The following is a 20,504-nucleotide window of genomic DNA, read 5'->3' on the forward strand; positions in this document are numbered from 1 at the left end:
GGCATGGTCAACCTCTCCGATCTGTTCGCCCGCAACGGCTCCGCCTGCCGCCCCTGGCCGCGCGTGAGCGTGAACGAGGCGGAATGGACCGGCCTGTGCGCGGAACTCGCTGCGGGCCGGCTCACCCTCTCCGCTTTGTTCGGCGATAGCGGCGCCGTCCACATGGCGCTGCTGGAGGAGGCCACCGGCCGCCTCGCCCTCGCCACCCTCCCCTGCCCCACCGGCTCTTTCCCGTCCGTGGCGCGGCACCATCCCCCCGCGGCGCGGCTGGAGCGGACCGTCCGCGACCTGTTCGGCCTGACGCCCACCGGCGCCCCCGATCAACGCCCGTGGCTCGACCATGCCCGCTGGGGCGTGCGCGCGCCGCTCGGCGCCGCTATCCCCGATGCAGGGGCGGGTGAGGCCTATCCGGTGCTGCCGGTGGAGGGTGAAGGGCTGCACCAGATCCCGGTCGGCCCGGTCCATGCCGGCATCATCGAGCCCGGCCATTTCCGCTTCTCCGCCTATGGCGAGACGGTGGTGCGGCTGGAGGAGCGCCTTGGCTATGTCCACAAGGGCATGGAAGGCCTGATGACCGGCCGCACGCCGGAGGAGGCCGCCCGCATCGCCGGGCGCCATTCGGGCGATGCGACGGTGGCCTACACGCTCGCCTTCTGCCGCGCCGTGGAAGCCGCGCGCGGCGTCGCCGTGCCGGAGCGCGCCCATGCGTTGCGCGGACTGATGGCGGAGCTGGAGCGCCTCGCCAACCATCTCGGCGACATCGGCGCCATCTGCAACGACGCCGCCTTTGCGATCATGCTCGCCCATTGCGGCGTGCTGCGCGAGCGCGTGCTGCGCGCCTCGGCCCGCGCCTTCGGCCATCGATTGATGATGGACCGCGTGGTGCCCGGCGGCATCGCGCAGGACATAGCGGCGGAGGCCACCACCGGCGTGAAGACCATGGTGGCCGAGGTGCGCCGCGCCTTCCCCGCCCTCGTCCGCCTCTATGACGAGACCGCCTCCCTCCAGGATCGCACCGTCGGCACGGGCTTCACCAAACCGGACTATGTGCGCCAGTTCGGCGCCGGCGGATTCGTCGGCCGCGCCTCGGGTCGCAGCTTCGATGCCCGACGGGCCCTGCCCTATCCGCCCTACGACCGGCTACCCTTCGAGGTGCCCGTGCGCACGGACGGCGACGTGAACGCCCGCGTGTGGGTGCGCATCCGCGAGGTGGAGGAAAGCCTCGGCCTCATCGTCCGCCTCCTCGACACATTGCCGAAGGGCGACATCATCGTCCCCGTGCCGCCGGGCGGCGGCGAGGGCGTGGCGCTGGTGGAGAGCTTCCGGGGCGATGTCTTCGCCTTCGTGGCGCTGGAGAGCGACGGGCGCGTACGCCGCGCGCATCTGCGCGATCCCTCCTGGTTCCAGTGGCCGCTGCTGGAGACCGCCATCGAGGGCAACATCGTCGCCGACTTCCCCCTCTGCAACAAATCCTTCAACTGCTCCTATTCGGGGGTGGACCTTTAAAAGCGTTTTCAAGCGAAGTGGATTCCGGTTCGCGTGAAGAAAACGCGTAAACGCAAGACGTGAAACGATGCGGAAGCTCCTGCTTCAGGGCCTGCTCAAGGCCCCGCTCACCGAGAATGGCCCCGACGACGCGGCGGTGGAAGCGCTGGCCCGCGAGCTGGACGCCGCCGCCCGCGCGCGGCTTGGCCGCAGCCTCTCCATCCGCGAGGTGGATGCCGGCTCGTGCAACGGCTGCGAGCTGGAAATCCACGCGCTGGGCAACGCCTTCTACGATCTCGACCGCTTCGGCATCCGCTTCGTCGCCTCGCCCCGCCATGCGGACGTGCTTCTGGTGACCGGCCCGGTGGCGAAGAACATGGCCGAGGCGCTGAAGCGCACCTATGACGCCACCCCCGGCCCGAAATGGGTGGTGGCGGCCGGCGACTGCGCCATCAACGGCGGCGTCTTCGCCGGCAGCTATGCGGTGACGGACGGCGCCGCCGCCGTCATTCCGGTGGACCTGAAAATCCCCGGCTGTCCGCCGACGCCGGTGGACCTGCTCACCGGCCTTCTGGCGCTGCTCAAGGCCGGCGCAGCCTGAAGTGGGCCGCCGCCGGCGTCCCGGGCGAAGGTCTCACTCGTCCATCTTCAGCGCGGCGATGAAGGCTTCCTGCGGAATCTCCACCTTGCCGAACTGGCGCATCTTCTTCTTGCCTTCCTTCTGCTTGTCCAGAAGCTTGCGCTTTCTGGTGATGTCGCCGCCGTAGCACTTGGCGGTGACGTCCTTGCGCAGGGCCTTGATGGTCTCGCGGGCGATGATCTTCGCCCCGATGGCGGCCTGGATGGGGATGTTGAAGAGGTGCTGGGGGATGAGATCCTTCAGCTTCTCGCACATCACCCGGCCGCGCGCCTCCGCCCGCGTGCGGTGGACCAGCATGGAGAGGGCGTCCACCGGCTCGCCATTCACGAGGATGGACATCTTCACGAGGTCGCCGGGGCGGTATTCGGTGATCTGGTAGTCGAACGAGGCATAGCCCTTGGAGATGGACTTCAGCCGGTCGTAGAAATCGAACACCACCTCGTTCAGCGGCAGGTCATAGGTGACCATGGCGCGCGCGCCCACATAGGTCAGCTCGATCTGGTTGCCGCGCCGGTCCTGGCAGAGCTTCAGCACGGAGCCGAGGTAATCGTCCGGCGTGAGGATGGTGGCGCGGATCCACGGCTCGTGGATCTCCTCGATCTTCACCACGTCCGGCATATCGGCCGGATTGTGCAAATCGATGGTCGTGCCGTCCGTCATCTCGATCTGGTAGATGACCGAGGGCGCGGTGGCGATGAGGTCGAGGTTGAACTCGCGCTCGAGGCGCTCCTGGATAATCTCCAGATGCAGCAGCCCGAGGAAGCCGCAGCGGAAGCCGAAGCCCAGCGCGGCGGAGGTCTCCATCTCGAAGGAGAAGCTGGCGTCGTTGAGGCGCAGCTTGCCCATGGCGGCGCGCAGATCCTCGAACTGCGCCGCATCCACCGGGAACAGGCCGCAGAACACCACCGGCTGGGCCGGCTTGAAGCCCGGAAGGGCGGCGTCCGTGGGGCGCTTGTCCTCGGTGATGGTATCGCCGACGCGGGTGTCCGCCACTTCCTTGATGGAGCCGGTGAGGAAGCCGATCTCGCCCGGACCAAGCTCGGTGAGGGTCACCATCTTGGGGGTGAACACGCCCACGCGGTCCACGTCATAGATGGCGCCGGAGCCCATCATCTTGATGCGCTGGCCCTTCTTGAGCACGCCGTCGACGATGCGCACGAGGACGACCACGCCGAGATAGGTGTCGTACCAGCTGTCCACCAGCAGCGCCTTCAGCGGCGCCTCGCGGTCGCCCACGGGGGGCGGCAGGCGGGTGACGATGGCTTCCAGCACCTGCTCCACATTGAGGCCGGTCTTGGCCGAGATGCCGATGGCGTCGGAGGCATCGAGGCCGATCACATCCTCGATCTGCGCCTTCACCTTCTCCGGCTCGGCGGCGGGCAGGTCCACCTTGTTGAGGACCGGCACGATGTCGTGGTTGTTGTCGATGGCCTGGTACACGTTGGCCAGCGTCTGCGCCTCCACGCCCTGGGAGGCGTCCACCACCAGCAGCGAGCCCTCCACGGCGGCGAGCGAACGGTTCACCTCATAGGCGAAGTCCACGTGGCCGGGGGTGTCGATGAGGTTGAGGACGTAGGTCTCGCCGTCCTTCGCCTTGTAGGAGAGGCGGACCGTCTGCGCCTTGATGGTGATGCCGCGCTCGCGCTCGATATCCATGCTGTCGAGCACCTGCTCCGTCATCTCGCGCTCGGAGAGCCCGCCGGTCATCTGGATGAGGCGGTCGGCGAGAGTCGACTTCCCGTGGTCGATATGGGCGACGATGGAGAAGTTGCGGATGTGCTTCTGGGCGCTGGCGGTCATCCGCGCCGCATAGCATCGGCGCGGGGCGGCCACAAGGCGAAGGCGATTATGACCGCCCGGCGGTAAGCGGTATGTGCCGCCGTGGCATTGGGCGGGCGACAGTCAGCAGCCCCCTCATCCGTCACGCGGCAGGCGCCGCGTGCCACCTTCTCCCACGAGGGGAGAAGGGAAAAGGCCAATCCTCTGGCCTATCCCTTGGTCGTCCCGCATCGAACGTTCGCGCCCCCTCTCCCCTTGCGGGAGAGGGCCGGGGTGAGGGGTTCTCTCCGCCACCACCAACGCATGAAGACTGGGGCCAGCCCCCTCATCCGTCTCGCGGCATACGCCGGGTGCCAGCTTCTCCCGCGAGGGGAGAAGGCAAAGGACGGCTCACAGCCCCATCAGCCGGCGGGACTTGGGGGTGGGGTCCGGGTCTTCCGTCGCATCTGCCTCGGGGCCGGGATCGTCTGGCAGAGGCGGCAGGGCGACGATGGCGTCGGGCTTCCTGCCGGTTTCGGGCTTGCCGTTCGGCTTCGCCCGTCCGCGCCCCGCTTCCGCGCCGTTGCCGGGGGGTGGGGCGAGGATGACCGGCACAGGCTCGGTGGGCCGGGAGGCCTTCGGGTCGGCACCCTTTGCGTCGATGGCTTTAGGCTCGGAACCCTTTGAGTCGGCTCCTTTGGGCGCCGGACCCGCGGCCTCCGGCGTCTTCGCCTCGGACGCCTTGGGCGCCTCGGTCGGAACCGGCGCAGGGGCCTCGACCACCACCACCGCGGCATCGGAGGCGGCAGGTTTCGCCACGACCACGGCCTCGGCGGCCTTGATCTCCGCAGCCTTGATCTCGGCCTGCTTCTTCTCGGCCTGCTTCTGCTCCGCGAGCTTCTTCTGCTCGGCGAGATTCTTCTGCTCGGCGATCTTGGCCTCTTCGCTGGCGCGCACGGCGGCAATCGCCGCCTTCACCCGCTCCGCCTCATGCTCCAGGATCGGGGTAGCGGAGACGCCGGGCGGTACCTCCCAGACGAAGGCATCGAGGCGGCCGGACACCGGCGACACCGGCGCCCAGCGGTCGGAAACCACGCCGTCAGCGATCCAGGCGGGATCGCGATTGGCGCGCACGGCACGGGCGGTCCATTCGCGGGCCTTGCCGATATCGGCATGCTCGGCCGCTTCCAGCTCCGCCATCAGCAGGCAGACGCGCTGGCTGGGATCCTCCAGCAGCGGCTCCAACACGAGGCGCGCCTGGCGGAATTCCTGCGCATCGATGGCCGCGCGGGCGAGCGCGATGGCGCTTTCCCGCTGGGAGGGCGCCTTGTTGGCGAGGGTGCGGATGCGCTTGAGGCGATCGAGCGCCGCGTCGCCGGGCCGCAGATACGCCTCCACGTCGGCGAGTTCGGGATGCGGATTGGCGGCAAACGCCGTCTCGACGATCTTCGCCGCCTTGCGCAGCTCCCCGGCAGCGCCGAGCAGGCGGCCGGCGCAGGCGGCGGCGGGAACCAGCGTGGGCGCGAGGCGCACCGCCTCCACCGCCTTTTCGCGGGCGACCAGCGGGTCAGTCTGTTCCAGCGCGATGGCCTCGGCGGCGAGCAGCACGGCGCGGCGGCGCTTGTACTGGGCCTTGTCGATGCCCTTCTGCGCCATCTGGCGCTCGAGCACCGCGCGCGCGCCGGCATAGTCGCCGGCCGCGCAGCGCGCCTCGATCACCGCATCGGCGGCCCAGCCGAGCGTCGGGGCGGCGGAGGCAGCCTCCTCGGCGATGGCGTAGGCGGCGCCCTTGTCGCCGGCCTTGCGGGCTTCCATGTGCAGCCCGCGCAGGCCGAGGAGGCGGGTGGAGGGATCGTCCACCATGGCGCGGAAGGCGGCGATGGCCACTTCCGGCTTGCCGTCCAGCTGGGCGGCCTGGGCGGTGAGGAGGTGGGTCAGCGGCTCGTGGGGCAGGAGGCGAGCCGCGTCGTGGCGCGCCTGCCGCACGGCGGCATTGTCGCCGATGCCCACCGCGAGCAGGCCGCGCGACACCGCCTGCCAACCCTTCTCGCGCTTGCGGCGGCGGGAGAAGGCGGCGATCAGCTTGGGCGAGCGGATGAGCAGCGAGAGCAGCCGCCACAGCAGCAGCAGCACGCCGGAGACGACCGCGATGACGGCGAGGGCCACCGGCACGGTGGTCTCCACCCGCCAGCCCTCCCACACCACGGCGATCTCGCCCGGCCGGTCGGCGAGCCAGGAGACGCCGAAGGCGGCGGCGGCGAGGAGGATCAGGAGCAGGACGAGGCGGATCACGGCACCTTCCCCGAAATGGCGGCCAGCTGCTGCTGGAAGAGAGTTCCGGCGGCCTTGACCGCGGCGGCCCGCGCCTCGATGTCGCGGATCACGGCGAGGCGCTGCTGCACGCTGTCGGGCAGTTGCTTCAGCGTCTTCAGGGCCTCGTCGAGCTGGCCGGCGCGCACCTGGGTGACCGCGGTGCCGATGAGCCCTTCGGAATCCACCGATCCGGGCCCGGTGGCCGGGCGCACCTTCACGAGGCTTTCGGCCGAGGACATCAGCCGATCCACGAGCGAGGCGTTGGCATTTGCCGGAGCGGGCGCGGCGGCGCCGAGGGCGGCGGCGCCTTCCTGCGCGAGGCGGGCGGCGAGCGCTGGGGTTGGCGCGAAGCCCTTCTCGGCGGCGGCGGCGAAGGCGTCGAGCTGGCCGGCATTGGCGCCGAGCGTAGCGCGGGCGGCGGCGAGTTCCGCGGCAAACGGCCGGCCGGAGACCACCGCGTCGCGGAAGGCGGCGACCACCACGAGGCTCGAGGCCGTGCGGTTGAACTGGGTCGCGGCGGCGGTCGCTTCCTCGATCTGCTTCTTCAGCGCGTCGAAGCGCGGGCCGATGGCCTCGGCCTGCTTCTCCAGCCCCTGCACCTGCGGCCCGAGGGCCTGGGTCTGGGTGGCGAGGGCCTGAACCTGCGGGCCGAGCGACTGGGTGGCACCGATGAGCGCCGCCACCTGCGGGGTGAGCGCCTCCAGCTTCGGAGCCAGCGCCTCGGCCTTGGCGCCGGCCTCGCGGGCGCCGGTGGTGGCGGCGGCAACGGCGGTGCGCAGCGCGCCCTCGCCGCCCTTCAGGGCGTCCACGTCGCGGCGCAGGGCGGCCAGCGCCTCGCGCGCCTGGTCGGTCGCGGTCTTGAGATCATCCACGCTTTTCACAAGCGCGGGGGGAACGGCGGGCGCCGCTGGCGCGGACGACGCGGCGGACGGAGCCGGCCCGGCCTTGAGGCCGGCGAGGGCCTCCTGCACCGCCTTGAGGGCGGCTTCGTCGCGGTCGAGCCGTTCGGAAAGGGCGGCAATGGCCTTGGGATCGACCGCCGGGCGCGCTTCCAGAGCGGCAATGCGCGACTGCAGCGGCGACAGATCGACCTTGGGAGCGGCCACCGGAGCCGGCGGATAGAGGATCGGCAAGGCGTACCAGAGCCCGCCCGCCGCCGCGCCGCCGCCGATGAGGCCGGCGATCAGCGCCGCGAACACGGTGCCGCCGCCGCCTTTGCGGGGGGGCTCCGGCGCGGGCTGGGACGGGGTGGGGGCGTCGCTCTTGGCGTCCGCCGCGGCTTCGGCCTCCTTGCGCACCTCGGTCTCGGCGACCTGCTCGGCGCTCTTCTCGGCCGCCGCGCTGGACGCTGCGCTTTTGGCGGGGGCGTCGCCTGCGGGCCCGCCGGTGTTCGGGACGGTGCCCGTGCCTTTGGCCGGCTCGGCCGGCGCGGCGCCGGTCACGGGCTTCTGGACCGCCGGACCGGTCGGCTTGGGCGCCGACGGGATTTCCTGCGCTTTCAGGTCGAGCGTGGGCGGGGTGCGGGGCGGTCGGGAGGAGAAGTTCTCCGCCTTCGGATCGTCGCTCGCCGGCGTGTTGGTGGCCATCGGCGTCGCTCGTGCCTCCCTATTGGGTTCGGACCCGTCTTCGGGACCGGGATAGACCGGCCGGAGCCGGGCCGCAACCGCGACGCCCGCCCCCGTCCCTCACAGCCGCGTCACAGCAGCGCGAACAGTGCATCCTCATTGGGCGCGGCGGCGACCTCCACCGCCAGACCCTTGCGGACGAACGGCTCGGCCACCTGCTCGGAGAGGCACAGTTCGCGCACACCGGTCAACGCGTCGTTAAGCCCGGCGGCGGCAACGCACCGCAGCAGGGTCTTCACCGTCCGCTGGGAGAAGTGCAGCGCCGCCGTCACGGTTCCGCTCGCCAGCGCCGCGCGCGCCTCCTCCGACAGGGCATCCGCCGGTTCGGCCGCGTAGACGATGGCGAGATCCAGCGAAATGCCGGGGGCGGCGAGCAGGCCGGCGAGATCGGCGGCACGGTCCTCGCCCGCCGGGTTCAGCACCCGCGCGCCGGACGGGAGCACCGCCGCGATGCGCCCGGCCAGCGCCGAGGCATCGCCGTCGCAATCGGTGACGCTCGCAAAGCCGATGGCGCGGGCCTCCTTGGCCGTGCGCGGACCCACCGCGAAGGCCGGCAGATGGAGGAAGCGCTTGCCGTCGGGATGGGCACCGAAGGCCGTCACCCCGTTGATGGAGGTAAAGGCCACCGCATCGAACGGCCCCTCGGGCAACGGTGTCGTGGTGGGGGCGATCCGCAGCATGGGATCGATAATCACATCATGCCCCAGCGCCCGAAGGCGCTTGGCGGTCTGGTTCGCCGCGGGCAGCGGCCGGGTGACGAGAACAAGCATGGGCAAAACAATCGAACGGAAGAACGGGGCAGAACAACGGCCGACGCGGTTAAGGCCGCGCCGGAAAGTCTAGAGACCCAGCGCCTTGGCCGGGGCACTGGCGCGCAGCTCGGTGCCGAGCGCCGTGCCGAGCGCGGCGGCATCCGCAATGGGAGCGGCGCCGGAGGCTTCCGCCGCATCCGCCCCATCGGGCGTCATGACGAGGCCGGAGAGGCGCACCTGATCGCCCTCCACCCGGGCGAGGCCGGCGATGGGGGTGCGGCAGGAGCCGTCGAGGGCGGTCAGGAACGCGCGCTCCGCCGCCAGCGCGATGCCGGTGTCGCGGCAGGCGACGGCGGCGATGGCGGCGTTGGTGGCGGGGTCGTTCACGCGGCATTCGATGGCGACAGCCCCCTGCCCCACTGCCGGCAGGAATTCGGATGTGGCCAGCACCGCGCTCGCCACATCGGCGAGCCCGAGGCGGGTGAGGCCGGCGAGGGCGAGGAGGGTGCCGTCGAAATCCCCGTCCTTCACCCGCGCGAGGCGGGTGTGGACGTTGCCGCGCAGCAGCTCGACCTTGAGGTCCGGCCGCAGGCGCCGCAATTGCGCCTCGCGCCGGAGCGAGGCGGTGCCGACCCGCGCGCCGGCCGGAAGATCAGCGAGGCCGGCGCCGGATTTCAGGATCAGCGCATCGCGCACGTCGGCGCGCGGCAGGTAGCCAGCGAGGTGCAGGCCCTCGGGCAGGAAGGTCGCGACGTCCTTGGCGGAATGGACGGCGAGGTCGACGCGGCCGTCCAGCAGCGCCTCCTCCAGCTCCTTGGTGAAGAGCCCCTTGCCGCCGGCTTCGGACAAGGCCCGGTCCTGGATCTGGTCGCCGGTGGTGCGGATGACCTCGATGGCGACCCGTTCCGGCGCGACGTTCAGCGCCTCCGCCAGGGCCGCCTGCACCGCATGGGCCTGCCACAAAGCGAGCGGGCTGCCACGGGTGCCGATGCGCAGGAGAGGGGAATTTCCGCCGGACATTTCTTCCAATTTCGTATTCTCGTTCAGGGATGCGTAGAATGCGCGAGGGATTCGAAACGGGATAGGCGGCGTTGCGGCGCAGCGCAATGGCGGCGCGCAACGCTCTGGAGGATCAAGGTTTGCCCGATCTCATGGTGCTCGGCATCGAGACCACGTGCGACGAGACGTCGGCCGCGGTGGTGACGCGCTCGCCCTCGGGCGCATCCGACATCCGCTCCAACGTCATCCGCTCGCAGGTGGAGATCCACTCCCCCTATGGCGGCGTGGTGCCGGAGATCGCCGCGCGCGCCCATGTGGAGGTGCTGGACCATGTGATCGCCGAGGCCATGCGGCAGGCCGGCGTGGATTATTCCGAGCTCTCCGGCATCGCGGCGGCGGCCGGCCCCGGCCTCATCGGCGGGGTCATCGTGGGCCTCACCACCGCCAAGGCCATCGCCCTCGCTGCGAAGAAGCCGCTGGTGGCGGTGAACCATCTGGAAGCCCATGCGCTCACCGCCCGCCTCACCGATGGCGTCGCCTTCCCCTATCTCCTGCTCCTCGTCTCGGGCGGCCACACCCAGCTCCTCGCCATCGAGGACGTGGGCAAATACACCCGCCTCGGCACCACGCTGGACGATGCGGTGGGCGAGGCCTTCGACAAGGTGGCGAAGATGCTGAGCCTGCCCTATCCGGGCGGCCCGCAGGTGGAGGAGCAGGCCAAGCACGGCTATTCCGCCCGCTTCGCCTTCCCGCGCCCGCTTCTGGGCCGGCGCGAGCCCGATTTCTCCCTTTCCGGCCTCAAGACAGCCGTGCGGCTGGAGGCGGACCGCCTCGCCCCCCTCTCGGACGAGGACGTGGCCGACCTCTGCGCCAGCTTCCAGGCGGCCGTGGTGGACGTGATCGCCGACCGCGTGCGGGCCGGCGCCCGCGCCTTCCGCGACCGGCTGGGGCGTGGCCCGACTGCGCTGGTGGTGGCCGGCGGCGTCGCCGCCAACGGCATGATCCGCGAGAGCCTCGCCAAGGTGGCGGCGGAGCTGAACACCCGCTTCGCCATGCCGGCCCCGGTGCTCTGCACCGACAATGGCGCCATGATCGCCTGGGCCGGAGCCGAGCGGCTCGCCCGCGGCATCCGCGACCGGCTGGACGTGAGCCCGCGCGCCCGCTGGCCGCTCGATCCGGCGGCCGCCGCCTCGGCCTCGGCGCGGGCCTGAGCGGTGTCGGGTTCAAGCTTTCGCCGCATCGGCGTGATGGGGGCCGGCGCCTGGGGCACCGCCCTCGCCAATGCCGCCGCCCGCGCCGGCCGCGAGGTGGTGCTGTGGGGCCGCGACGCCACGGCCATGGCCGACATGGCCGCGGCCCGCGAGAACCGGGCAGACCTGCCGGGCATCGCGCTCGATCCCGCCGTTTCGCCGGTGTCCAACCTCGACCGCGTGGCCGATTGCGACGCCGTGCTGCTGGTGGTGCCGGCGCAGGCCTGCCGTGCGGCGCTGGGGCATCTCGGCACCCGCGTCCGGGCGGGGATGCCCGTCATCTCCTGCGCCAAGGGCATCGAGCGCGGCACCCGCGCCTTCATGAGCGAGGTGATCGCCGAGACCCTGCCCGGCGCCCGGCCCGCCGTGCTCTCCGGCCCCAGCTTCGCCAGCGACGTGGCGGCCGGCCTGCCGACGGCGGTGACGCTGGCGGCGGGCGATGGCGCGCTGGCGAAGGACCTCGCGCAGGCGCTGGGCTCCTCCACGCTGCGGCTGTACCACTCCACCGACGTGCGCGGTGCCGAGATCGGCGGGGCGGCGAAGAACGTTCTGGCCATTGCCGCCGGCATCGTCGCCGGCCGCCGGCTGGGCGCGAGCGCCGCCGCAGCTCTGGTGGCGCGGGGATTTGCCGAACTGATGCGCTTCGGCGCCGCCTATGGTGCGCGGCCGGAGACGATCACCGGCCTCTCCGGCCTCGGCGACCTCATCCTCACCACCTCCGGCCCGCAATCGCGCAACTTCGCCTTCGGCCGCGCTTTGGGGGCGGGCGAGGCCGGCGCGGGCAAGCTGGCGGAAGGGGCTTTTACCGCCAGCGTGCTGGTGGAGATGGCAGCGGCCAAGGGCGTGGACGTTCCCGTCAGCGCGGCGGTGGACGCGGTACTCGCCGGCCGCCTCGGCATCGACGGCGCCATCGAGGCGCTGATGGCCCGGCCGCAGCGGGCGGAGTGAGGGCGGCCGCGCGCATTCACAGCCCGTCCTTCCTCGTTTCGTCCCTCTCCCGCTCCGGTCATGGCCGGCCACCGTCCCTGCCTTCCCCTGCCGCTCCCCGGGCCGTGGCACGCCTTGTGCTAAAGCCGGGGTGGGGCCGGCGCCGCCGGTCGGCATGGGGGATGATGATGGATTCGGGTCCTGCTCACGCGGCTCCCGGCTACGGGCTGGAGACGGTGGTGCGCCACACCTTCGAGCGCAGCCGCGGCGATACCTCCGGCGCCCTCGCCGACTACATTCCCGAACTGGCCCTGGTGGACCCGGACCGCTTCGGCATCGCCGCCGTGTCGGTGGAGGGGGAGGTGGTCTCGGTGGGCGATGCCGACGTGGCGTTCACCATCCAGTCGATTTCGAAGGCATTTGCCTTCTGTCTCGCCCTTGAGGTGGCGGGGCGCGAAAAGGTGCTGTCCCGCGTCGGCGTGGAGCCCTCGGGCGATGCCTTCAACGCCATCGTCTTCGATGCCGATACCAATCGGCCCTTCAATCCCATGGTGAATGCCGGGGCCATCACCGTTTCGGGCCTGCTCGTGGAGCATCTCGGCGATGCGGCGCTGGACTTCGTGCTGGATCGCTTCTCCGCCGCGGCCGGGCGGCGGCTGGTGGTGGACGAGGCGGTGTTCCGCTCGGAGGCCGAGACCGCCCATCGCAACCGCGGCATCGCCCACCTGCTCACCAGCGCCGGGGCGCTCACCGCCGACGTGGACGCGACGCTGGACCTCTATTTCCGCCAATGCTCCATCCTGGTGACGGCCGGCGACCTCGCCCGCATGGGGGCGACGCTGGCCAACATCGGCGAGGACCCGCTCACGCGCACCACCGTGTTCGCGGTGGATGCGGTGCGGGCCACGCTCGCCGTGATGTTCACCTGCGGGATGTACAATTTCGCCGGCAACTGGGCGTTCGACGTGGGTGTGCCGGCCAAGAGCGGGGTGGGCGGCGGCATCCTGGGCGTGGTCAACCGCCAGCTCGGCATCGCCACCTATTCACCGCGCCTCGATGCGCGCGGCAATTCCGTGCGCGGCATCGCCGCCTTCCGGGAACTGGCCGAGGAACTGGGCCTGCACGTGTTCGACCCCACCAACCGGGGGTCCGCCATGCTCACCGCCTTCGGGCGGTGAGCTTCTGGGGTTTTTTGCCGCCTTCGGGCGGTGAGCCTCTGCGGCTTTTGCCGCCTTCGGGCGGTGAGCCTCAGCCCGAGTGAGGGGCGCGAAGCCCCTCCCCGTCACGAGCAGCGCACGTAGACCATGGTGCCGTAGCGCTTGGCCACTTCCGGATCGACGAAGCGCAGCACCAGGATATTGCCGTCGAAGCGCACCACCTGACGGTCGCGCTCGCCGCCGGCCGGGTCGTCGGGCGGGCCGATATAGACCGGGCCGTTGCCCACCTGCTTGGAGACCAGCTCGGTCAGCTTGTTGTCGTCGGCGAGATACATCATTACGCCGCCATTGGTGCCGGCGGTAATAACATAGGGATTGTTGCCGCAGGAGGCCTTGGCCTGCGCCTCGGTGCGGGTGGCGTCGTCCGGCCGGTGATAGGCGGCGAGGCCCCAGCGGCCGACGAGACGGTCGGGCGGGATCGGGCTGGTATAGACCGGGCGCGCGGCCGGCGGCGGCGCGGAGGGGGTCGTCTCGCAGCCGGCGAGGCCGAGGGCCAGCACCGTGAGGGCGGCACCGGCCAGCGCGGCGCGCGGCCTTCCGAAAGCAAACCGCCCGAAAGCAGACTTGGATCCCGCAACCATCTTCGTCATGTGCTTTCCGAGGCCTCCCGCCGCCTGGAACAAGAAAGCGACCACCCAGGCAGTCGCCTGACCATAAAGGCTTGCGCCGTCGGCGTCGATGCCGTCCACGTCGGCCCCGTCCGCCGGTCAAGCCCCAGCTCCGCACGAGCTTATCCCACGGCTCGTTACCGCTTTGCTAGCTCCTCGATTGCTGCAGCGCGCCTTGACGTCCGGCGGACGCGCCCTTATCTCCGCGGCGAGCTTGGCACTCTTCATCCGGGAGTGCCAGAACGGCGGGCCAAGGCTCGCGCTCCCCCGAAAGAGGTAACGACCCATGTCCTTCCGTCCTCTGCACGACCGCGTGGTCGTCAAGCGCATCGAAGCCGAGCAGAAGACCGCCGGCGGCATCATCATCCCCGACACCGCCAAGGAAAAGCCCCAGGAGGGCGAGGTGATCGCGGTGGGCGCCGGCGCCCGTGACGAGAGCGGCAAGCTCGTCCCCCTCGACGTGAAGGCCGGCGACCGCGTGCTGTTCGGCAAGTGGTCCGGCACCGAGGTCAAGATCGACGGCCAGGACCTGCTCATCATGAAGGAAAGCGACATCCTCGGCGTCATCGCCAAGTGATCTTGCGCGTCTTCTGAGCGAAACAGAATCATAAGGAGGCCGTGATGGCTGCCAAAGAAGTAAAGTTCTCCTCCGACGCGCGCGAGAAGCTGCTGCGCGGCGTCGACATCCTCGCCAACGCCGTGAAGGTCACCCTGGGTCCCAAGGGCCGCAACGTGGTGATCGAGAAGAGCTTCGGCGCTCCCCGCATCACCAAGGACGGTGTGTCGGTGGCCAAGGAGATCGAGCTCGAGGACAAGTTCGAGAACCTCGGCGCCCAGCTCGTGCGTGAGGTCGCCTCCAAGACCAACGACCTCGCCGGCGACGGCACCACCACCGCCACCGTGCTGGCCCAGGCCATCGTGAAGGAAGGCGCCAAGTCGGTCGCCGCCGGCATGAACCCGATGGACCTGAAGCGCGGCATCGACCTCGCCGTCGCCGCCGCCATCGCCGACATCAAGGGCCGCGCCAAGAAGGTCTCCTCCTCCGCCGAAGTCGCGCAGGTCGGCACCATCTCCGCCAACGGCGATGCCTCCATCGGCGAGATGATCGCCGGCGCCATGCAGCGCGTGGGCAACGAAGGCGTCATCACCGTCGAGGAAGCCAAGACCGCCGAGACCGAGCTCGAAGTGGTCGAGGGCATGCAGTTCGACCGCGGCTATCTCTCTCCCTACTTCATCACGAATGCGGAGAAGATGATCGCCGACCTGGAAGAGCCCTTCCTGCTCATCTTCGACAAGAAGCTCTCCGGCCTCCAGCCGATCCTGCCGGTCCTCGAGGCCGTGGTGCAGACCGGCCGTCCCCTCGTCATCATCGCCGAGGACGTGGAAGGCGAGGCGCTCGCCACCCTCGTGGTCAACAAGCTGCGCGGCGGCCTGAAGGTCGCGGCGGTGAAGGCTCCCGGCTTCGGCGATCGCCGCAAGGCGATGCTTGAGGATATCGCCATCCTCACCGGCGGCACCGTGATCTCCGAGGACCTCGGCATCAAGCTCGAGAACGTCACCCTCGCCCAGCTCGGCCGCGCCAAGAAGGTCATCCTCGAGAAGGAAAAGACCACCATCGTGGACGGCGTCGGCGAGAAGGCCGACATCGAGGCCCGCGTGAACCAGATCAAGGCGCAGATCGAGGAGACCACCTCGGACTACGACCGCGAGAAGCTCCAGGAGCGTCTGGCCAAGCTCGCGGGCGGCGTCGCGGTGATCCGCGTCGGCGGCTCGACCGAGGTCGAGGTGAAGGAGAAGAAGGACCGCGTTGACGACGCGCTCAACGCCACCCGCGCTGCGGTGGAAGAGGGCATCGTCCCCGGCGGCGGCGTCGCCCTGCTCCGCGCCAAGGCGGCGGTGGAGAAGGTCACCTCCGACAACGCCGACATCAAGGCCGGCATCAAGATCGTCCTGCGCGCCCTCGAGGCCCCCATCCGCCAGATCGCCGAGAATTCCGGCGTGGAAGGCTCCATCGTGGTGGGCAAGGTGCAGGAGTCCAACGATCCGTCCTTCGGCTTCAACGCCCAGACGGAAGAGTATGTGGACATGATCGCCGCCGGCATCGTCGATCCGGCCAAGGTCGTGCGCACCGCCCTCCAGGACGCCGCCTCCATCGCGGCCCTGATCGTCACCACCGAAGCGCTCGTCGCCGAGCTGCCGAAGAAGGACTCCGGCATGCCCGCGATGCCGGGCGGCGGCATGGGCGGCATGGGCGGCATGGATTTCTGATCCACCCTCCCATCCGGGAAGAAAGAGAGGGCGCGGCCGAAAGGCTGCGCCCTTTTCTTTTGCCGTTCCCCGGACAAGCGACACCGCAGGTGGAGCGCCGATCCGGGGTCAAGCGCGAAACTCCCGCGCAGCGGGGGCAATCCCTGAGAACGGTAGTTTGAAGAAGCGCCTGCGGCGAACTCTTGCGCTGGGTCCCGGCTCGCATTCCGCTGGCGCTGCATGCGTCCGGGACGCCAGGGCGGCCCAGACCGCCGTCGCCTCCGGCGTGACCGGAGGGCCATCCCGTCGCCTGCGCGGGCAGCCGAAACGCAGAACAAACGTCACCATGGGTCCTCCGATCAAGTCGGAGGACGACGGCGATATTGGTTCTGTGCCCCGGACAGGCGACGGCGCAGCCGGAGCGCGGATCCGGGGTCCAGCGGCAAAGTCTGCCGCATCGGGCCATGCTCCCCTCTCCCCTTGCGGGAGAGGGGTTGGGGGTGAGGGGGGCTGCTTCCGCATGTCCGATGCCGGTTCGAGCGGCGATACACCCCTGACCCCTGCCCTCTCCCGCCCGAACTCGGCTTTTGCCGAGTTCGGTTCGTGTAGGTCAAAGTCGGCAGAAGCCGACTTTGAGGGGAGAGGGAGCTTAGCCGTTCTAAGCCTAGAGAGCCCCCCTCACGTCCCGCAGAACGTCCGATACCCCTCCATGGACGGCGGCAGCCCCGCATAGGCGGCGAACTCCGGCTGCTCCGCATAGGGATGCTCCAGCACCGTGTTCAGCCGCTCGAAGGGGCCGAGGTCGCCGCGCTCGATGGCGGCGGCGATGACCTCTTCCACCAGATGGTTGCGGGGGATGAAGAGCGGGTTCACCCCATCCATCCCGGCGCGGATGTCGGCACCCGCGCAGCCCGTCTCGGCGAGGCGCGCGCGCCAGCGTTCGGCCCAGGTATCGAAGGCGGCGCGGTCGAGGAAGAGGTCGCGCACCGGCCCGCCCGCGTCCGCGTCCTCTGCCAGCGCGCCGAGGCGGCGGAAGGTGAGGGTGAAGTCGGCCCTGGAGCCGATCATCACGTTGAGGAGGTCGTGGGCGAGGGCCACGTCCTCGTCGCCCGCCTCCGGCAGGCCGATCTTGGCGCAAAGGCCGGCGTGGTAGGCCGCATAGAAGCGCTTCGGGAAGGTGCCGAGCGCCGCATTGGCGGCGGCGATGGCGGCTTCCCGGTCCTCACCCAAAGAAGGCGTCATGATGGGGATGAGGCATTCGGCGAAGCGGGCGAGGTTCCAGTGGGCGATGTCCGGCTGGTTGCCATAGGCATAGCGCCCCATCTCGTCGATGGAGGAAAAGACCGTGTTGGGATCGTAGGCGTCCATGAAGGCGCAGGGGCCGTAATCGATGGTCTCGCCCGACACCGACATGTTGTCGGTGTTCATCACCCCATGGATGAAGCCGACGCACAGCCAGCGCGCCACCAGCGCCGCCTGCCGGCCGATGACCCCGTCGAGCAAGGCGAGATAGGGGTTCTCCGCCCCCACGAGGTCGGGATAGTGGCGGGCGAGGGTGTAGTCGGCGAGCTGCTTCACCGCATCGAAGCTCTTGCGCGCGGCGAAGAACTGGAAGGTGCCGATGCGGATGTGGCTCGCCGCTACCCGCGCCAGCACGCCGCCCGGCAGCGCGCGATCCCGCACCACGGCTTCGCCCGTGGTGACGGCCGCCAGCGCCCGCGTGGTGGGAATGCCCAGCGCGGCCATGGCCTCGCTGACGATATATTCCCGCAGCACCGGCCCGAGCGCAGCCCGACCGTCGCCCCGGCGGGAGAAGGGGGTGGGGCCGGAGCCCTTCAGCTGGATGTCGCGGCGCAGACCGTCCCGGCCCACCACCTCGCCGAGGAGGATGGCGCGGCCATCGCCGAGCTGGGGCGAGAAATGGCCGAACTGGTGCCCGGCATAAGCCAGCGCGATGGGCTCCGCACCCTCCGGCACGGCGAGGCCGGCGAACACGGCGACGCCCTCGGGCGTCGCGAGATCGGCGGGGTCGAGGCCGAGCAGCTCGGCGAGGTCGGTGTTGACCTTCACCAGCGCCGGCGCCTCCACCGGGGTCGGCAGCACCGGCGCATAGAAGCCGGCGAGGTCGCGGGCATAGGAATTGTCGAACGGAAAGGCGGGGGACGCCTTCGGGGTCGGCTGTGTGCTGGTCATCGCGGCAATCTCCGCCGGGCTCGAAAAGGGGCAGTCCCGGACCGAACGATGGGAAAAGGGTGCCGGGTTCATCCCGGCCTGTCCAGCTTGAGCAGGTTTTTGCGTCGCCTTCGCTCAAGCGCCGCGCGGATGTTTCGCGTTGTCTCCGCTCAATCGCCGCGCGGGCTTTGTGCGTTGCTTCCGCTCAAGCGCCGCGCGGGCTCTTTCGTTGCCTTCGCTCAAGCGCCGCGCGGGCTCACGCCACCGCGTAGAGCGGATGCTCGCGCCGCAATTCCTCCTGCAGCACCTCCTCCACCTTCTGCAGCGCCGGCGGGCGGGCGCCGGGGCGGGTGTAGAGCAGGAATTCCATGTCCGGCAGCGCCGCGCGGTCGAGGTCGGCGACGATGGCGAGGTCGGGTCGAAGCGCCCGCGGCGAGCGCACGGTGACGCCCATTCCCGCCCCCACCGCCGCCATCAGGCCCGGCAGGCTGGGGCTGGTGAAGGCGATGCGGAATTGCCGCCCGGCAGCGTTCAGCGCGGCGATGGCGGCCGTGCGGCAGGAACACGGGTGCTCGAACAGCACGAGAGGCACCGGCGCCTCGCGGTCAAGGCGGAGCTGGCGTGCGGCGATCCACACCATGGATTCGCGCAGCAGCAGGGAGGCCGGCAGTTCGCTCTCGGCGCGGAAGCCCACGGCCGCGTCCAGCTCCTCGGCGCGCAGCATGTCGAGCATGTGGGAGGTGGTGCAGACGCGCACGGTGATGGGCGCCTGCGGGAAGCTGGCCGAGAGACGATAGAGAATGCGCTGGAGCACCTGCTCGCCCACATCCTGCACGAAGCCCAACCGGAGCGGCTGGGCGAAGGCGCCGTGGACGTGCTGGGTGAGGATGCGGTCGTTGAGGTCCAGCAGGCGCCGCGCATCCTCCAGGAAGGCCGCACCGCGCGAGGTGGGCGATACCGCCCGCCCGCGCCGCTCCAGAAGGGAGAAGCCCACCGCCTCGGCGAGGCGGTCCATCTGCAGGCTCACCGCCGACTGGCTGCGCCCCACCTTCCGCGCCGCCGCGGATATGGAGCCGAGGTCGGCCACGGCGGCGAAGCTGCGGATGAGGTCGAGGTCGAGATTGCGGATCATGCTATGAGATTAGCAAAACTCTGGGATTTTAGAATTCAATTTTTCTCATCAATTGGGGCAGCCTAGAACAAGCCATCGCAGCCGATGCCGGTGCATCGCGCCGATGGAGGTCAAAATGCCCATTCTGAACGTGAAGCTGTCCGGCGCCCCGGATGCCGCCCTCGCCGCCAAGGTCGCCGCCACCCTGTCCGACCTCACCGCCCGCATCCTGCGCAAGGACCCCAAGGTGACGGCCGTCGCCATCTCCTTCGTGCCGGCCGAGCAGTGGTTCGTCGGCGGAGAGGCGCTGTCGGCGAAGGCGCGCACGTCCTTCTCCCTCGACATTCTCGTGGTGGACGGCACCAACACCAAGGACGAGAAGGCCGCCTATCTGGAAGCCGTCTTCGCCGCCATGTCCGGCCTGCTGCCGGACCTCGACGAGGAGAGCTACATCCTCGTGCGCGAGGTGAAGGCCGATGCCTATGGCTACGGCGGGCGCACGCAGGAAAGCCGCTATGTGGAGAGGAAGCTCCGGGCCGCCTGAAGCCCGCGCGGCGATTGAGCGAAGGCAACGTGAAAGCCCGCGCGGCGCTTGAGCGTGAGCAACGAGTAAACCCGCGCGGCGATTGAGCGAAGGCAATCGGGAATCAAAAGGGCCGGCGCAGCGCACCGGCCCTTGACCATCAGTTCAGCGAAACTCACTTGCCGGCGAGCAGCGGTGCCAGTTCCTTGTCCCATTCGGCGATGCCGAGGGCGCCGGAGACCTTCTTGCCGTTGATGAAGAAGGTGGGAGTCGCGCTCACGCCCAGCTCCTTGTTGGCGTAGAGGGCGCTTTCCTGCACCTTCTCGCCGAGCTGCTGGTCGGTGAGGCACTTCTCGAAATCGGCCTGGCTCATGCCGGCCTGCTTGGCGACGGCGAGGAGGCCGGCGGCGGGGTCGGTGCTGTAGGCCCAGGTCTTCTGCGTCTCGAACAGGGTCGAGACCATGGGGAAATATTTGTCCTCGGGCACGCAGCGGGCGAGCATGAAGGCGGCGGTGGCCACCGGCTCGAACGGGAACTCGCGGAAGATGAAGCGCACCTTGCCGGTGTCGATGTACTTCTTCTTCAGCTCGGGGAAGGTGCCGGTGTGGAAGGCCGCGCAATGGCTGCAGGTCATCGAGGCATATTCGATGACGGTGACCGGCGCGGTGGCGCTGCCCAGCGCCTTCTCAGGCAGCGGGCTCGCGGCGGGCGCGATCAGCTTGGCCTGCTCCACCGTCTGGGCCGCGGCCGGATCGAAGGAGAGCGGCAGGCCGAGACCAGCCGCCAGCGCGGCGAGGCCTGCTCCAACCAGGAAACGGCGGCGATCGACAATCATGGACATCTCCGAATGGTCCGGCGGCTGGCGACCGGGCTTCCC

The 20,504-nt window shown here is 70.1% G+C and carries 17 protein-coding genes; 8 read left to right on the top strand and 9 right to left on the bottom strand.

Translation table 11 applies throughout. The annotated features are described in order from the left end of the window. The first annotated feature begins 3 nt into the window (after positions 1-3). Together ACT54R_RS08990 and ACT54R_RS08995 are read left to right on the top strand one after the other, a co-directional pair. Positions 4-1,506, top strand: coding sequence for a hydrogenase large subunit (locus ACT54R_RS08990; protein ID WP_476325503.1), 1,503 nt, complete (start codon positions 4-6; stop codon positions 1,504-1,506). A gap of 67 nt (positions 1,507-1,573) precedes the next feature. Continuing rightward, positions 1,574-2,086, top strand: a complete 513-nt coding sequence (locus tag ACT54R_RS08995) for an NADH-quinone oxidoreductase subunit B family protein (RefSeq protein WP_476325505.1) — start codon at positions 1,574-1,576, stop codon at positions 2,084-2,086. A 33-nt stretch (positions 2,087-2,119) separates the two neighbouring features. Here the strand turns inward: ACT54R_RS08995 and lepA are convergent, their stop codons facing one another. The 5 genes from lepA to hemC all read right to left on the bottom strand — a co-directional run bounded on the left by lepA (position 2,120) and on the right by hemC (position 9,593). Continuing rightward, positions 2,120-3,925, bottom strand: coding sequence for a translation elongation factor 4 (lepA, locus tag ACT54R_RS09000; protein ID WP_476325507.1), 1,806 nt, complete (start codon positions 3,923-3,925; stop codon positions 2,120-2,122). A gap of 369 nt (positions 3,926-4,294) precedes the next feature. Continuing rightward, complete coding sequence (locus ACT54R_RS09005) at positions 4,295-6,175, bottom strand: heme biosynthesis HemY N-terminal domain-containing protein (protein ID WP_476325509.1); 1,881 nt, start codon at positions 6,173-6,175, stop codon at positions 4,295-4,297. Continuing rightward, positions 6,172-7,782 (bottom strand): COG4223 family protein, encoded by a 1,611-nt coding sequence (locus ACT54R_RS09010; protein WP_476325511.1) that lies wholly within the window; start codon positions 7,780-7,782, stop codon positions 6,172-6,174. The genes ACT54R_RS09005 and ACT54R_RS09010 overlap by 4 nt, the downstream gene beginning before the upstream one ends. Before the next feature lie 110 nt (positions 7,783-7,892). Continuing rightward, positions 7,893-8,591, bottom strand: coding sequence for a uroporphyrinogen-III synthase (locus ACT54R_RS09015; protein WP_476325513.1), 699 nt, complete (start codon positions 8,589-8,591; stop codon positions 7,893-7,895). A 69-nt stretch (positions 8,592-8,660) separates the two neighbouring features. Continuing rightward, a complete protein-coding gene (gene hemC, locus ACT54R_RS09020; RefSeq protein ID WP_476325515.1) occupies positions 8,661-9,593 on the bottom strand; it encodes a hydroxymethylbilane synthase in 933 nt (310 codons plus the stop codon). 86 nt (positions 9,594-9,679) lie between these two features. On the opposite strand from hemC, the gene tsaD reads away from it, so the two are divergent. The 3 genes from tsaD (at position 9,680) to glsA (ending at position 12,927) form a co-directional block, all read left to right on the top strand. Beyond that, complete coding sequence (tsaD, locus tag ACT54R_RS09025; protein ID WP_476325517.1) at positions 9,680-10,783, top strand: tRNA (adenosine(37)-N6)-threonylcarbamoyltransferase complex transferase subunit TsaD; 1,104 nt, start codon at positions 9,680-9,682, stop codon at positions 10,781-10,783. A 3-nt stretch (positions 10,784-10,786) separates the two neighbouring features. Then, positions 10,787-11,770 carry an NAD(P)H-dependent glycerol-3-phosphate dehydrogenase gene (locus tag ACT54R_RS09030; protein ID WP_476325519.1) on the top strand — a complete coding sequence of 328 codons (984 nt, stop codon included), beginning with the start codon at positions 10,787-10,789 and terminating at the stop codon, positions 11,768-11,770. 167 nt (positions 11,771-11,937) lie between these two features. Then, on the top strand, positions 11,938-12,927 hold the full coding sequence (gene glsA, locus ACT54R_RS09035) for a glutaminase A (protein ID WP_476325521.1): 990 nt from the start codon (positions 11,938-11,940) through the stop codon (positions 12,925-12,927). 104 nt (positions 12,928-13,031) lie between these two features. On the opposite strand, the gene ACT54R_RS09040 is transcribed toward glsA, so the two are convergent. Then, positions 13,032-13,556, bottom strand: coding sequence for a hypothetical protein (locus ACT54R_RS09040; RefSeq protein WP_476325523.1), 525 nt, complete (start codon positions 13,554-13,556; stop codon positions 13,032-13,034). Positions 13,557-13,860: 304 nt separating this feature from the next. Between ACT54R_RS09040 and groES the strand changes: the two genes are divergently transcribed. Together groES and groL are read left to right on the top strand one after the other, a co-directional pair. Continuing rightward, positions 13,861-14,151: a co-chaperone GroES gene (gene groES / locus ACT54R_RS09045; protein WP_029556583.1), complete on the top strand. Its 291-nt coding sequence runs from the start codon at positions 13,861-13,863 to the stop codon at positions 14,149-14,151. A gap of 44 nt (positions 14,152-14,195) precedes the next feature. Continuing rightward, on the top strand, positions 14,196-15,842 hold the full coding sequence (gene groL / locus ACT54R_RS09050) for a chaperonin GroEL (RefSeq protein ID WP_168458370.1): 1,647 nt from the start codon (positions 14,196-14,198) through the stop codon (positions 15,840-15,842). A gap of 657 nt (positions 15,843-16,499) precedes the next feature. Here the strand turns inward: groL and ACT54R_RS09055 are convergent. Then, positions 16,500-18,014, bottom strand: coding sequence for a protein adenylyltransferase SelO (locus tag ACT54R_RS09055; protein WP_476325525.1), 1,515 nt, complete (start codon positions 18,012-18,014; stop codon positions 16,500-16,502). Between the two features lie 235 nt (positions 18,015-18,249). Beyond that, entirely contained in the window at positions 18,250-19,125 is an 876-nt protein-coding gene (locus tag ACT54R_RS09060; RefSeq protein WP_476325527.1) for a LysR substrate-binding domain-containing protein, read from the bottom strand. 115 nt (positions 19,126-19,240) lie between these two features. Here ACT54R_RS09060 and ACT54R_RS09065 point away from each other — a divergent pair, with 115 nt between their 5' ends. Continuing rightward, a complete protein-coding gene (locus ACT54R_RS09065) occupies positions 19,241-19,648 on the top strand; it encodes a tautomerase family protein (RefSeq protein WP_476325529.1) in 408 nt (135 codons plus the stop codon). A 154-nt stretch (positions 19,649-19,802) separates the two neighbouring features. On the opposite strand, the gene ACT54R_RS09070 is transcribed toward ACT54R_RS09065, so the two are convergent. After that, positions 19,803-20,462, bottom strand: a complete 660-nt coding sequence (locus ACT54R_RS09070; RefSeq protein WP_476325531.1) for a DsbA family protein — start codon at positions 20,460-20,462, stop codon at positions 19,803-19,805. Positions 20,463-20,504 lie beyond the last annotated feature (42 nt).

Source organism: Xanthobacter sp. DMC47 (genome assembly GCF_056313845.1).